Source organism: Halorubrum sp. T3 (assembly GCF_000296615.1).
GTDB lineage: Archaea > Halobacteriota > Halobacteria > Halobacteriales > Haloferacaceae > Halorubrum > Halorubrum ruber.
In genome coordinates this window covers 156,230-170,043 of record NZ_JH815330.1, presented here as the reverse complement: position 1 = coordinate 170,043, position 13,814 = coordinate 156,230, and the positions used below count along the sequence as shown (strand labels likewise).

12 protein-coding genes and 1 pseudogene are annotated in these 13,814 nt (G+C 65.9%); 5 read left to right on the top strand and 8 right to left on the bottom strand.

Features of this window, described 5'->3' with window-relative positions:
• Positions 1-399 precede the first annotated feature (399 nt).
• Together B378_RS0109895 and B378_RS16765 are read left to right on the top strand one after the other, a co-directional pair.
• A complete protein-coding gene (locus tag B378_RS0109895) occupies positions 400-1,539 on the top strand; it encodes an aminopeptidase (RefSeq protein WP_017343639.1) in 1,140 nt (379 codons plus the stop codon).
• Between the two features lie 566 nt (positions 1,540-2,105).
• Positions 2,106-2,582: a hypothetical protein gene (locus tag B378_RS16765; protein ID WP_155118204.1), complete on the top strand. Its 477-nt coding sequence runs from the start codon at positions 2,106-2,108 to the stop codon at positions 2,580-2,582.
• 6 nt (positions 2,583-2,588) lie between these two features.
• Here the strand turns inward: B378_RS16765 and B378_RS0109890 are convergent, their stop codons facing one another.
• Together B378_RS0109890 and B378_RS17315 are read right to left on the bottom strand one after the other, a co-directional pair.
• The gene (locus tag B378_RS0109890; protein ID WP_017343638.1) at positions 2,589-3,890 is read right to left on the bottom strand and encodes an O-acetylhomoserine aminocarboxypropyltransferase/cysteine synthase family protein; all 1,302 of its coding nucleotides are present in this window, start codon (positions 3,888-3,890) and stop codon (positions 2,589-2,591) included.
• A 25-nt stretch (positions 3,891-3,915) separates the two neighbouring features.
• Positions 3,916-4,323, bottom strand: coding sequence for a hypothetical protein (locus tag B378_RS17315; RefSeq protein WP_017343637.1), 408 nt, complete (start codon positions 4,321-4,323; stop codon positions 3,916-3,918).
• On the opposite strand from B378_RS17315, the pseudogene B378_RS15870 reads away from it, so the two are divergent.
• Positions 4,210-5,296 (top strand): annotated as a pseudogene (locus B378_RS15870) (SPFH domain-containing protein). The gene B378_RS17315 and the pseudogene B378_RS15870 overlap by 114 nt on opposite strands.
• 20 nt (positions 5,297-5,316) lie before the next feature.
• On the opposite strand, the gene B378_RS0109880 reads toward B378_RS15870, so the two are convergent.
• Positions 5,317-7,005 (bottom strand): ribonucleoside-diphosphate reductase subunit alpha, encoded by a 1,689-nt coding sequence (locus B378_RS0109880; RefSeq protein ID WP_017343634.1) that lies wholly within the window; start codon positions 7,003-7,005, stop codon positions 5,317-5,319.
• Position 7,006: 1 nt separating this feature from the next.
• The gene (locus tag B378_RS0109875; RefSeq protein WP_017343633.1) at positions 7,007-8,047 is read right to left on the bottom strand and encodes a ribonucleotide-diphosphate reductase subunit beta; all 1,041 of its coding nucleotides are present in this window, start codon (positions 8,045-8,047) and stop codon (positions 7,007-7,009) included.
• A 339-nt stretch (positions 8,048-8,386) separates the two neighbouring features.
• Here B378_RS0109875 and B378_RS16760 point away from each other — a divergent pair, with 339 nt between their 5' ends.
• Positions 8,387-8,560: a hypothetical protein gene (locus B378_RS16760; RefSeq protein ID WP_017343632.1), complete on the top strand. Its 174-nt coding sequence runs from the start codon at positions 8,387-8,389 to the stop codon at positions 8,558-8,560.
• A 43-nt stretch (positions 8,561-8,603) separates the two neighbouring features.
• Here the strand turns inward: B378_RS16760 and B378_RS0109865 are convergent, their stop codons facing one another.
• From B378_RS0109865 to uvrB, 3 genes are all read right to left on the bottom strand, one after another.
• Positions 8,604-9,194, bottom strand: a complete 591-nt coding sequence (locus B378_RS0109865) for a hypothetical protein (protein ID WP_017343631.1) — start codon at positions 9,192-9,194, stop codon at positions 8,604-8,606.
• Positions 9,195-9,270: 76 nt separating this feature from the next.
• Positions 9,271-9,801 (bottom strand): hypothetical protein, encoded by a 531-nt coding sequence (locus B378_RS0109860; RefSeq protein WP_017343630.1) that lies wholly within the window; start codon positions 9,799-9,801, stop codon positions 9,271-9,273.
• A gap of 146 nt (positions 9,802-9,947) precedes the next feature.
• Positions 9,948-12,002: an excinuclease ABC subunit UvrB gene (uvrB, locus tag B378_RS0109855; RefSeq protein ID WP_017343629.1), complete on the bottom strand. Its 2,055-nt coding sequence runs from the start codon at positions 12,000-12,002 to the stop codon at positions 9,948-9,950.
• 564 nt (positions 12,003-12,566) lie between these two features.
• Here uvrB and hisG point away from each other — a divergent pair.
• A complete protein-coding gene (hisG, locus tag B378_RS0109850; RefSeq protein ID WP_017343628.1) occupies positions 12,567-13,457 on the top strand; it encodes an ATP phosphoribosyltransferase in 891 nt (296 codons plus the stop codon).
• A 15-nt stretch (positions 13,458-13,472) separates the two neighbouring features.
• On the opposite strand, the gene B378_RS0109845 is transcribed toward hisG, so the two are convergent.
• Positions 13,473-13,721 carry a GIY-YIG nuclease family protein gene (locus B378_RS0109845; protein ID WP_017343627.1) on the bottom strand — a complete coding sequence of 83 codons (249 nt, stop codon included), beginning with the start codon at positions 13,719-13,721 and terminating at the stop codon, positions 13,473-13,475.
• Positions 13,722-13,814: the final 93 nt, after the last annotated feature.

Here is a 13,814-nt window from a genome sequence, read left to right as displayed (position 1 = left end):
GCGAGGGAGTCGCTGGCGGCGCCAGCCGCCAGCGACGAGGCTGGGGAGGTGAGAGGTGCGGGGCGGTGCCGTGCGGGGTGGGACTCAAAGGGGCAGTCGCGAGGCGGGCGCAGGCGTTCACGAGAGCAGAGCTCTCGTGAGCCAATCAGAACGCGGAGCGTTCTGATGACGACGTAAGCACCGCAACGAGGGAGCGGTAGCGACCGGGTGAGGAGCGCAGCGAGCGTGCGCCCGCCTCGCGACTGGGGCTTTGGCGGTGGTCGCCGCCGATCCCCGATCCGCCATTTATAAACCACCAACTCAGCAGCCAGCGGGACTCGTTCCCGATACGGCGCCGACCGATTATAAACAATCACCGTCCCGGCATCGATTTACGCTTCCCCGAACACACACAGCGTAATGGACGAACGCGTACGCGAGCACGCCGAGGTGCTCGTCGACTGGAGCGCACGGGTCGAGGCCGGCGACGACGTGGTCGTCAGCGTCGCGGAGGACGCCCACGAGTTAGGCGTCGCGGTCGCAGAGGCGCTCGGCGAACGGGGCGCGAACGTGACGACGCTGTACGGGTCAAGCGAACTCTCCCGCGCCTATTTAAAAGGCATCGAGGCCGGAACCGACGGCGACGTCGAGGCCAAGGACTTCGACTCGGATCCCGCCGTCGACCGCGCGATCTTCGAGGCCGCCGACGCCTACCTCCGGATCGGGGGCGGGCGCAACACCACCGCGACCGCGGACGTCGACCGCCCGACGCGGCAGGCGTACGCGAAGGCCCGCAAGGGCGTCCGCGAGGCGCGGATGGACACCGACTGGGTGTCGACGGTCCACCCCACGCGCTCGCTCGCTCAGCAGGCCGGGATGGCCTACGAGGAGTATCAGGACTTCGTCTACGACGCCGTCCTCCGCGACTGGGAGTCGCTCGCCGAGGAGATGGCGCAGATGAAAGACGTCCTCGACGCCGGCGACGAGGTCCGGATCGTCACGGAGCGCGACGACGCGCCCGACACCGACGTGACGATGTCGATCGCGGGCCGCACGGCGGTCAACTCCGCGGCCTCCGTCGCGTACGACTCCCATAACCTACCATCGGGCGAGGTGTTCACGGCCCCCTACGACACGGAGGGCGAGGTCTTCTTCGACGTGCCGATGACTATCGACGCGACCCGCGTCCGGAACGTTCACCTCGCGTTCGAGGGCGGCGAGGTCGTCGACTTCTCGGCGGAGTCGGGCGAGGACGCGCTCGCCGACATCCTCGACACCGACGAGGGCGCCCGGCGGCTCGGCGAACTGGGCATCGGGATGAACCGCGGCATCGACCGGTTCACCGACTCGATCCTCTTCGACGAGAAGATGGGCGACACCGTCCACCTCGCGGTCGGCCGCGCCTACGACGCCTGCCTCCCGGAGGGCGAGTCCGGCAACGACAGCGCGGTCCACGTCGACATGATCTCGGACGTGAGCGAGCGCTCCCGGATGGAAGTCGACGGCGAGGTCGTCCAGCGGAACGGGACGTTCCGGTGGGAGGACGGGTTCGAAGAGTAGGTCGGGAGGACGATAGCTCGGCGAGAGAAAGAGGGACCGGCGGCGCCGTTGAAATCCATAACCGGTGATATGTTCTTAGAGGCGTGCTGAATACAGAGCGCGAATGCGACATAGACCGAGGCCGACCCACGGGAGAGAGTGGTCGCTCAGTATACGTGGACACCTCGTACGGGTCGTACGGTCTCCGGTGTTGAGAACACTTGAGCGGATTCACACAAGAGACTTATCAGCCGGCAAGGATTTTTCTGTTAATGACATCTCATACTCGACGTGCCGTATTGGTGAGTCTCGCTAGTGTCGGCCTTGCCGGCTGTACTGCGTCTGGCAACTCGCAACCACCAAGCGAAGACGAGCTCCCGGATCAGTGCCCCACGTCGCAGAATCTGGATGTCCAGTGGCCACAAAATCTGAACGCAGATGCCGTCGCCGATTTTGCTAAAACGTACGAAGTGGCGTATCGATCCCATAATAGCGATCTACAGCCTCCATGGTCCTCTTCCAGTTATTCTGCCAGAGTGGAACGAGAACCAGAGCGAGTTGCTGACGGGTATCGAGTAACGCTGGTTGTGAGTGCTGACGTTTATGAGGCATCGGGGAGCCTGAACGCATACGAAGTCGACTCGGACGGCATTCCGAAGATTACCGACCGGTTGGAGAGCAGTGACCTACCCGGCGATCCGACCTACGTCCCAATTGAGGAGGTTGATGATCAACTTCTCCGCGGATTGCTTGAGTCAGCCGCAGTCAATAGAGTTGAGGCGGATTCTGTCGATGACTCGAAGATAGAACAATATTCTGAGTTGATCGCGGCTCTCTCGCCGGATGCCTCGACCATCGAATCCTCTTCAGGCGGGCCGGAATACGCATATTTCGATGTCGAGGGGACACCCGTACTCCTCGAATTCAGGATAGCGACCTCTGATGGCGGTCTTTGGGAGGAAGAAATTCTGTATTATGTCACAGAATACGCAGTTCGGCGAACAGAGTCTACGGATTCAGCCCCGGAAAACGGGAAACTCATCGAATGTCGGTCCCCAGAGTGACCGCGGTTACTGCGTTGCCGCCTCGATGGCCGCCTCTAAGTCGGCGACGATGTCCGCGGGGTCCTCGATGCCGACCGACAGCCGCACCATGTCGTCGGTGACGCCCGCGGCCTCCTGTTCTTCCTCGGTCAGCTGCTGGTGGGTCGTCGACGCCGGGTGGATGACGAGCGTCTTCGAGTCGCCGACGTTCGCGACCAGCGAGGCGAGGTCCGCCTCCTCGACGGTCGCCCGCGCCGCCTCGTAGCCGGCCTCCAGCCCGAAGGTGAGCATTCCGCCGTAGCCTCCGTCCAGGTACTCGCTGGCCTCCTCGTGGGTCTCGTGGCTCTCCAAGCCGGGGTAGTTCACCCACGCGATATCGTCGTGGTCCTCGAGGTACTCCGCGACGATCCCCGCGTTCTCGCAGTGGCGGTCCATCCGCAGCGGGAGCGACTCCGTCTGCTGGAGCGTGTTCCACGCGTCGAACGGCGACTGCTGGTCGCCGAGGTCGCGCAGGCCGCGGGTGACCGCCGCGAAGGTGAAGGCGGCGTCGCCGAACCGCTCGGCGAAGTTGATCCCGTGGTAGGCGGGGTTGTCCTGCGCGATCTCCGGGTACTTCTCGGCGTGCTCGGCCCACGGGAACGAGCCGCCGTCGACGACGACGCCGCCGACCGTGGTGCCGTTGCCCGTGAGCCACTTGGTCGTCGACTCCCAGACGAGGTCGGCGCCGTGTTCGAGCGGCCGGCAGAGGTACGGGGTCGCGAACGTGTTGTCGACGAACAGCGGGACGCCGTGGTCGTGCGCGATGTCGGCGATCCGCTGGATGTCGGGCGTGACCAAGGCGGGGTTGCCGATCGTCTCGAGGTGGACGTAGGCGGTGTCCTCGTCGATCGCCTCGGCGTACCCCTCGTAGTCGAGGGGGTCGACAAAGCGAGTCGAGACCCCGCGGCGCTCGACGGAGTGGGTGAGGTAGGTGTAGGTGCCGCCGTACAGCGCCGACGACGTGACGATGTTGTCGCCCGCCGAGGCGAGCAGGAACGTCGTCACGTCGAGCGCGGCCATGCCCGAGGCGGTCGCGACCGCGCCGACGCCCCCCTCCAGCGAGGCGATCCGCTCCTCGAGGGCGGCGTTGGTCGGGTTCATCAGCCGCGAGTAGACGTTGCCGGCCTCTTCGAGCGCGAACAGGTCCGCGGCGTGGTCGGCGTCGTCGAACTGGTAGGCGGTCGTCTGGTAGATGGGCGTCGCGCGGGCGCCGGTCGCCGGGTCCGGCTCCGAGCCGGCGTGGACGCTTCGCGTGCTGAATTTCCGGTCGTCGTCCTCGTCGGATGGCATGGGTCGGTGTTCCGCCGCCGCGTAGTTAAACCCGACCGGCATACGCGGGCGTTTCCGCTATCTCTGATATCGCCCCCGAGGCGGCGGGCCGAGCCCGCGACGCGCCCAGCGGTACCGAACTCGTGCCAACCGTTAACAGCGTTCGGCCGTAACTTCGCGTATGGGAACACAAGGTCCGCGCGGCGAGTCCGCCGAGCTGGAGGACGTGCTGTCGGAGATCCCGGACGGGGTCTGGCAGTACCTCGCGCTCGGCGTCGCCCTCCTCGTCGGGGTCGCCCTCCTCGGGCAGAGCCTCGTCTTCGGCGTCGCGGCGCTCGCGGTGTTGCTCGCGGCCGTCACGGTCGTCAGCGCCGTCGAGATCGTCGACGCCTACGACAAGGAGGCGCTCACCGTCTTCGGCGAGTACCGGAAGCTGCTCCAGCCGGGCGTCCATATCATTCCGCCGTTCGTCTCGCGGACGTACGCGTTCGACATGCGGACCCAGACGATCGACGTCCCGAGCCAGTCGGCGATCACCCGGGACAACTCCCCGGTGACCGCCGACGCGGTCGTCTACATCAAGGTGATGGACGCGAAGAAGGCCTTTCTGGAGGTCGACGACTACAAGAACGCCGTCTCGAACCTCGCGCAGACGACCCTCCGCGCCGTCATCGGCGACATGGAGCTCGACGACACGCTCTCACAGCGGGAGCTGATCAACGACCGGATCAACGAGGAGCTCGACGAGCCCACCGACGAGTGGGGGATCCGCGTCGAGGCCGTCGAGGTCCGCGAGGTGAGCCCCTCCCAGGAGGTCCAGCGCGCGATGGAGCAACAGACCGGCGCGCGGAGCCTCCCCAGCCTGCGATCGCTCACGCGCGATGATCCTCGAAGCGCAGGGGGAACGCCGCTCCGCGGTCGAGCAGGCCGAGGGGGACAAGCAGTCCAACATCATTCGCGCACAGGGGGAGAAACAGAGCCAGATTCTCGAAGCGCAGGGGGACGCGATTTCGACCGTCCTGCGCGCTCGCTCCGCCGAATCGATGGGCGAGCGCGCAATCATCGAGCGCGGCATGGAGACCCTCGAAGAGATCGGGAAAGGCGAGTCGACCACCTTCGTCCTCCCGCAGGAGCTCACGAGTCTGGTGGGGCGCTACGGCAAGGCCCTCTCCGGCTCCGACGTCCAGCAGATGGAGGGACTGGAGGGCAAGGAGTTCGACGAGGAGACGGAGAAGCTGCTCGGCTTGGAGGACATCGAGAGCGCCCTCGAACAGCTCGACACCGTGGCCGACAGCGACCTCCGGACCGACGAGACGCGGGACGCGGACACGGCCCGCGATGTCGACCTCGGCAAGCAGGAGGCGGCGACCCGCGAGGCCGACCGCGACATCGAGTTAGAGAGCGAAAGCGAGCGGCCGGGGACGTGAGCCCGACTACGGGTTAGCGGTCAGCTCTCACAGGCCCGACACTCGAGAATATCCCGACTGAATTTCTGTGCGGCGTTCACGCTGTGCTGGTAGTAGAGGCTCTTGACCCCTTTCTTCCAGGCTTCGATGTAGAGCTGATTGATCTCCTTCACGCTCACTTCGCTCGGGTCGATCGAGACGTTCACGCTCTGTGCCTGGTCGATGTGTTTCTGTCGCTGTGCCGCCTGGTTGATGATCGCCATCTGCGGAATCTCGGCGAAGGTCTTGAACACCTCTTTCTCCTCGTCCGTCAGACAGTCGAGATGCTGAACGCTCCCGTCCTTATTCGCGATGCTGTCCCAGACGTCGCGCGTGTCTTTGCCCCGCTCCGCCAGTAGCGACTGAAGGAATCTGTTCTTCTGCGTCGACTTCAGCTTCGCACCGTCTCGCACGAAGTAGTTCGATTTCAGCGGCTCGATGCTCGGACTGACCTGCCCCAGAATGACGCTGCTCGATTTCGTCGGCGCCACGCTCATCGTCGTCGTGTTCCGCCTGCCGTACCCCTCGAGAACCTCCGGCTCCCCGAACTCGTCGGCGAGCGCTTCGCTCGCCTCGTAGCTCCGCTCTTTGATGGTCCGGAATATCTCCTCGTTCTTCTCCATCGCCTCCATGCTGTCGAAGGGGATCATGTTGCGCTGGAGGTAGCTGTGCCATCCGAGGACGCCGATCCCGATCGCTCTGTGTCGCTTCGCGAACCGCACGGCCCGTTCCATGAACCGGACGCCCTCCGTGCGCTGGATGAACTCCTCCATCACCGCGTCGAGGAACCGGGTCAGCGTCTCCACCGCGTCGGTGTCCTTCCACTCGTCGTAGTGGAGCGCGTTCATGCTCGAGAGACAGCAGACGAAGCTCTCGTCGGCGGTGGCCGGCAGCGCGATCTCGGTACACAGGTTGGACGCGTTTATTTGGTACTCCTTGTCCTTGTACACCTGCGGCTTCCCCTCGTTCATGTTCCCCCGGAAGATGATGTACGGAACGCCGATGTTGATCCGGGTCTCGATGATGTCCGCCCAGGTCTCTCGCTTCTCCTCGTCGCCGTCGACCATCGCCTGAAACCAGTCGTCACCGACGATGACGCCGTAGTAGATGTCCTGTACCGGGTCCCCCTCGGTTTTGATGTTGAGCCACTCCTCTAAGTCGTCGTGTTCGACGTCGATGTAGCCGGCGAACTGCCCCCGCCGGGTCTCGCCCTGGCTGATGACGTTGATGATCGTGTCGAACAGCTCCGTGAAGCTGTAACTCCCGTTGCTCTTGCCGTTGTTCGTTATCGGACTGCCCCGCGGCCGCAGCTCACCGAAGTACCCGCTCGTGCCGCCGCCCTGCTTGGTCATCTCGCCCACCTCGGCTTGTGTGTGGAGGATGCTCTCGATGGAATCCTCCATGTGGCTGCCGAAGCAGCTGATAGGCAGGCCTCTGTCTAAGCCGAAGTTAGACCATATCGGGCTGGCGAGACTGTAGAAGCCGCGGCTCATGTACTCGTAGAACCTGTCCGCGAACCCCTCCTCGTCGAGGATCTCTTCGGCGCGCTCCGCTATCTGTCTGACTCGCTCTTCGGCTTCGACCCCCTCGAGCAGGTATCCCTCTCTGAGGAACTCCCGACTGTCCTCGTTCAGCCAGTAAAACGGTTCGTCGTGCTGTTCCGCGACGCCGTCGAGTGCTGTCTGTGCCATCTTAGAACATGTCCTCCGCGGTAACGCTCTGCGTGTGTTTGTTGTACGTGGTCGACCGCTTGCTGAAGAAGTCGTTATCCTTCGTCATCATGATGTCCTCGTCGAACCAGCGCGTCTCCTCGAGCAGGTCGTCGTCCGTCTCGAATATCGGTTCCACGCCGACGTTTTCGAGGCTCTGATTGAACCGGTCTCGCAGAAACGCGTCGACATGGGCCCTGGGAAGGAAATCCAGCTCGTCGTCGGCGAATATCCAATCCAGGATCTCGGTCTCCGCCTCGTAGGCCTGCCGACAGGCCTCTTGGACGTCCGCCTCGAAGTCGTCGTCGAAGAGGTCCGGGTTCTCCGCTCTGATCGTCTCCACCAGCTCGACTCCGAACAGCCCGTGGATCTGCTCCTCCTTGCTGGTCGCTTCGACGGCGTTCGCTATCCCTTTGAACTTCTTTTCGTGCTTGTCGAAGCTCGTCATGATGAGGAACTGGCTGAACAGCGACACGTGCTCGACGAACGCGCTGAACAGCAGGATGCTCATCACGTACTCCCGTTCGTCGTCGCTCTCGCTCTTCTCCAGGTACTCGTCGAGATACTCGATCCGCTCTTTGATCGCCGGCTCCTCGGTCACCTGCTCGAAGTCGTCCGTGATCCCTAAGACGTCCAGTAGGTGACTGTAGGCGTCCATGTGCCGCACCTCGCTTTCCGCGAAGGTCATGCCCACGTTCCCGACCTCGGCTTTGGGCATCTCCTCGTAGATATCCGACCAGAACGTCTTCACCTGCACCTCGATCTGCGCGATAGCCAGCATCGTCCGCTTGATAACGGTCTGCTCGGCGGGAGTCGTGTTGACCTTGAAATCTTGGACGTCGCCGTCGAAGTTGAACTCCGTGTGTACCCAGTAGCTGTTCCGGATCGCCTCGACGTAGTCGAGAAACTCGCTGTACTCGTAGGGCTTCAGTTGTGTTCGCTCCGAGAAGATGTCCGTCTCTGTTTCTGTGTCTGTACTCGCGTCGGTGTTCGCGTTGGTGTTCGCGTTTTCGCTTTCACTCATTTGGCCGTCTCGAACGTGACCGATTGCGTTGGATTGCCGCTGCCACTGTCTGTCGTCAGTTCGGTGAGTCCGACCGCAGTCGTGTCGCTCGGGAGACGGTCTCACAGCGTACCGTGTGTGTAGCCGTGTGAACCGTATCGGACCACACAGACTCCACTGGCATAAGTATTACCAACAGAATTGTAGTATAACAATTTCACTTTCATAACGAGGGATCGAGGTCGGTCTCCCGATCCGCGAACGGGCGGTGCCGAGACGGGGACTGCGCGGTGATCTCCGGGTACGGGTGGTCGCGACAGCGCCCAACTGGCGGCGGCAAGCCCCCGCGTTAGTCCGATTGTGAGGGATCCGCCGAGTGGTTCGGCGAGAAGCGCGAACCCGGAGCTGGGCGCGAGGGAGACCGACGAGACCCGGAACTCGGACAACGTCGGCCTCGCCAAGCAGGAGGCGGCGACCCGCGAGGCCGACCGCAACACCGACTTAGAGACCGAAAGCGAGCGGCCGGGAAGCTGATAGGCGGGCGACCGACGGAACCCGGACTCAGGGCCGCCGGCGCTCAGGGCCGCCAGCGCTCGGGGTCGACCGCCCAGAGGAGCCCGACCGCAACCGCACCGCCGACGCCGCCGGCGACCAGCGAGAGGGGAAGGGACGCTCCCGACGCGATCGCCACCAATAACAGGACCGCGCCGGCGAGGAGCGCGGCGGTGTCCTCCGTGATCGTCGCCTGAACCACCGGGGCCAGAGCTGCGCCGACGACGGCGCCGGCGGCGATCCCGCTGCCCCGTCCGATGAGGATCGCGTGCGCCGCTGGATTTGTCGCTGTCTCGGGGACCGACGCGGGCGCGAGTGCGAGACCGACGCCGAACGCGAACGCGGCGGCAGCGCCGAGCGCGGGCGCGACCAGCGCGGCGCGGGCGGAGCGGTCGGTACCGCCCGCGGCGGCCGCGCCGCCGACGAGCAGGACCGAGCCGGCCGCGAGGAGCGCGGGGGCGGCGAGGAGTGAGACGGGCGAAGGGCTGACGAACGTGATTCCGTCGGGCGCGGATGGCGAAGGGACGAACCCGGGCGCGACCGTTCCGGCGAAACCGAGCGCCGCGACGCCGACGACGAGGAGGGCCGATCCGAGGAGTCGACTACGGAGTGACATGGACGGTCGGACGCGTTCCGATCACAAAACGATCGCGGGACCGAGTCGGGGGAGGGGGGCCTCGGACCGACCGCGCTCACACTGTAATTCCGGCGCGCCCGTCGCCGACGGTGACGATCACCCGTTCCGGCGGGCCCCGCTCGTCGGTGAGCCGCAACAGGAGCGTCTTGACGACCGGCTCGTCCGTCTCGATCTCGCCGCGGACGCCGGACTGGTCGACGGCGATCCGGAGCGAGTGGTCGCCCGTGCGGCTGATCCCGCCGAGGCGGAGTCGCACCTCGTCGGCGGTGAGCCGCTGGGCGATCAGGAGGATCGCGTCGCCGCCGTCGTCGACGAACTCGGTGCGCTCGACGAACTCGCGGGACTCGGTCGCCTCCGGCTTGAGCGCGCCGCGGGCCGCGTCGGCGGAGCGGAAGGAGGCCGCGTGCGTCAGCAGCTCCTCGGGCCGGGCGAGGACGCTGCGGCTGTCGACCATCGGGTTGCCGTCGACGTACCGGCTCCGAACGCCGAGGTCGCGGGGGGTCGAGGCGGCGACGTCGTGGAGGCGGTCGACGCACCCGCCGGTGGCGACGGCGAGCGTTCCGGCGACGACCGCGCGACGGTACACGGCCGGGAGTGTGACGCAGCGAGGTAAAAACCCCGTCGTCATGGTGACGCGGCGTGAGAATCGGAGCGGCGGTCGCGGTGCGGGCGCCGTCGACGGTCGCGGCGGGGACGACGGCGCCGGGAGGCGGCGGGCGCCGACGGCGACCGTTACTCGTCCATCGCCGGCGCCGGGACGCCCTCGTCGCCCGCGTCGAGTTCGAAGGCGCGCCGCAGCTCCGCGATCCGGTCGCGGATGTCCGCCGCTAACTCGAACTCCAGGTTGCTCGCGGCCTCGTCCATCCGGTCTTCGAGCGCCTCGATCTGCGCTTTCGCCTCGTCTTCGCTCTCGACGTCGCCGACGCTCACGCTCGAGGTGTCCGTCTTCGACCCGGGGAGGTTCGTCTCGCTGACGGGCTTGTCGATGGTGGTCGCCTCGTAGCCGTGTTCCTCGTTGTACTCCAGCTGGATCTCGCGGCGGCGCTGGGTCTCCTCGATGGCTTCCTCCATCGAGTCGGTCACCTTGTCGGCGTAGAGGACGACCTCGCCGTTGACGTTGCGCGCGGCCCGCCCCATCGTCTGGACGAGCGTCGTCGTGGAGCGTAAGAATCCCTCCTGGTCGGCGTCGAGGATGGCGACGAGGCTCACTTCCGGGATGTCGAGCCCCTCGCGCAGCAGGTTGATGCCGACGAGCACGTCGATGTTGCCGAGGCGGAGGTCGCGGATGATCTCGTGGCGTTCGAGGGTGTCCGTCTCGTCGTGCATGTACGCCACGTCGACGCCCGCCTCCTCGAGGTACTCCGTGAGGTCCTCGGCCATCCGCTTGGTGAGCGTGGTGACGAGGACGCGCTCGTCGCGCTCGATCCGGTCGTCGACGCGCTCTAAGAGGTCGTCGACCTGCCCCGTCGCGCCCGTCACCTCCACCTTCGGGTCGACGAGGTGGGTCGGGCGGACGATCTGTTCGACGATCCGGTCGGAGGTCTCGCGCTCGTAGTCGCCCGGCGTCGCCGAGACGTAGAGGGTGCGGTCCGTCTTCGCCTCGAACTCCTCGAAGGTGAGCGGGCGGTTATCGTACGCCGTGGGGAGCCGGAACCCGTTCTCGACGAGCGAGTCCTTCCGAGACTTGTCGCCCTCGTACTGCCCTTTGATCTGGGGGATCGTCTGGTGGGACTCGTCGACGACCGTGAGGAAGTCGTCGGGGAAGTAGTCCAGCAGGGTGTAGGGGGCGTCGCCGGACTCGCGGTCGTCCATGTGGACCGAGTAGTTCTCGATCCCCGAGCAGTAGCCGGCCTCGCGGAGCATCTCTAAGTCGAAGGTGGTGCGCTCCTCGATCCGCTGGGCGGCCACGAGGTCGCCCTGTCGCTCGAAGTAGCTGACGCGTTTCTCCATCAGGTCCTCGATCTCCGCGATCGCCTGTTCGAGCTTGTCGTCCGGGATCGAGTAGTGCTCCGCAGGGTGGAGCATGACGGCGGGCTCCTCGCTCACGACCTCGCCGTGCATCGGATCCACTTTGATCATGCGGTCGATCTCCTCGCCCCAGAGTTCGACCCTGACGGCGTACCGCCCGTACATCGGGTAGATCTCGACGGTGTCGCCGCGGACGCGGAAGGTGCCCTGCGTGAAGTCCACGTCGTTGCGCTCGTAGTTCAGGTCGACGAGGCGGGTGAGAAGCTCCTCGCGACCGACCTCCTCGCCGACTTCGAGGCGGAGCGCCATGTCCCGGTAGTTCTGGGGGTCGCCGAGCCCGTAGATGGCCGAGACCGAGGCGACGACGATCACGTCGTCGCGGGTCAGGAGCGAGCGCGTCGCGGAGTGGCGCAGTCGGTCGATCTCCTCGTTGATCGACATCTCCTTGTCGATGAACGTGTCCGTCTGCTCGACGTACGCCTCCGGCTGGTAGTAGTCGTAGTAGGAGACGAAGTACTCGACGGCGTTGTCCGGGAACAGCTCGCGGAACTCCTCGTACAGCTGGGCCGCGAGCGTCTTGTTGTGGGCCAAGACGAGCGTCGGCTGGTCCAACTCCTCGGCAACCCACGAGACGGTGTTCGTCTTCCCGGACCCGGTGACGCCGAGCAGCGTCTGCTTCTTCGCGCCCGACTCGAACCCCTCGACGAGTTGCTCTATCGCCTCGGGCTGGTCGCCCGCGGGCTCGAACGGGGCGTCGACGCGGAGCGGGCGGTCGACGGTTGGGCGGTCCTCCGAGAGGGGGGAGTCGGCGTCGCTCACGATACGCGTCGTTGGGCGGCGAGGCACTTGAGCGGCGCGACTACGTCGTTTATACCGTCAGAAGTCTCAGCGGTTCGGCCGGCTGTGAATACCCGATTGCTCCCAGTGGCGCGACGGAGGCTACTGAAACAGCAGTCGCTCGGACGTACAAGGTTACCGTTGGGGAGAACACCGCCAAAGCCCCGGTCACTTGTTTATAAATGATCAACAGTGGATCGTCGGCGAACACCTCCAAAGCCCCAGTCGCGAGGCGGGCGCACGCTCGCTGCGCGCCTCGCTCAGTCGCTCGCGCTGCTCGCTCCTTCGCTGCGGTGCTGGCGTCGCCTGCGCCCGCCTCGCGACTGCCCCTTTGAGTCCCGCCCCGCACAGCAACTGCGCCTCACACCTCCCCAGCCTCGTCGCTCACGCCCTGCGGGCGTTCGCGACTCCCTCGCGCGTGCTCCTCGCGCCCACAGGGCGCTCGGAGGCACGCGCCACCGCGTTTGTTTATAAACGGTCTCGCGTCGACACCCGGGTCGCTCCCCGGACGAAAACGTTTCCCCCTGTCCCCGCGACGCGTTCCGTATGCGCATCGCCGTCCCCAACAAGGGCCGCCTGCACGAGCCGACGCTCTCGCTGTTGGAGCGCGCGGGGCTCCACGTCGAGGAGACCGCCGACCGCCAGCTGTACGCCGACACCGTCGACGAGGACGTGACGGTGCTGTTCGCGCGGGCGGCCGACATCCCCGAGTACGTCCGCGACGGCGCGGCCGACCTCGGCGTCACCGGCCTCGACCAGGCGGCCGAGTCGGGCGGCGTGGCGGACGACGCCGCGTCCGCCGACGGCGACGACCTCGTCGACCTGCTCGACTTAGGCTACGGCTCCTGTAAGCTCGTCCTCGCGGCACCGGAGGACGGCGACGTGGCGGCCGTCGAGGACCTCGCCGGGAAGACGGTCGCCACCGAGTTCCCGAACGTCACCCGCGACTACCTCGACCGGGTGGGCGTCGACGCCGACGTGGTCACCGTGACGGGCGCGACCGAACTCACGCCGCACGTCGACATGGCCGACGCCATCGTCGACATCACCTCGACCGGGACGACGCTGAAGGTGAACCGCTTAGCCGTGATCGACGACGTGCTCGACTCCTCCGTGCGGCTGTTCGCCCGCCCGGACGTCGTCGACGACGCGAAGGTCGAGCAGGTGCTGACCGCCTTCGAGTCCGTCCTCGCGGCGGACGGCCGCCGCTACCTGATGATGAACGCGCCGAAAGATCGGCTCGACGAGGTGAAGGACGTGATCCCCGGGCTCGGCGGCCCGACCGTGATGGACGTCGAGGCCGACGAGGACGGCAACGGGATGGTCGCGGTCCACGCCGTCGTCGATGAGCGCGACGTGTTCGAGACCATCTCGGAGCTGCGCTCGGTCGGCGCGACCGGTATCCTCGTCACGGAGATCGAGCGGCTCGTCGAATAACTCCGGGACAGGGTCCTACCCGTCGCCGATCAGCCGCTCCTTCTCCGCGCGCGACAGCGACTTGATCGCGTACTCTCTCGACATCGCCGCCGACTTCGAGTCGAACGACTCGACGTGCCGCAGGGTGACGGGGGTCCGACCGCGGGTGTACTTCGCGCCCTCCCCGGCGTCGTGTTCGGCGACGCGGCGCTCGACGTCGGTCGTGTACCCGGTGTAGAGGGTGCCGTCGGCGCACTCGATGACGTACACGTGGTGGTCGGCCACGACCGGCCGTCCGGGCGCGAGCGCAAAGTGGGTACGGATGTGCCCGGGGCGGATCGGGGAGGTGCCCGAACCGAAGACGAGACGGAGCTGCGG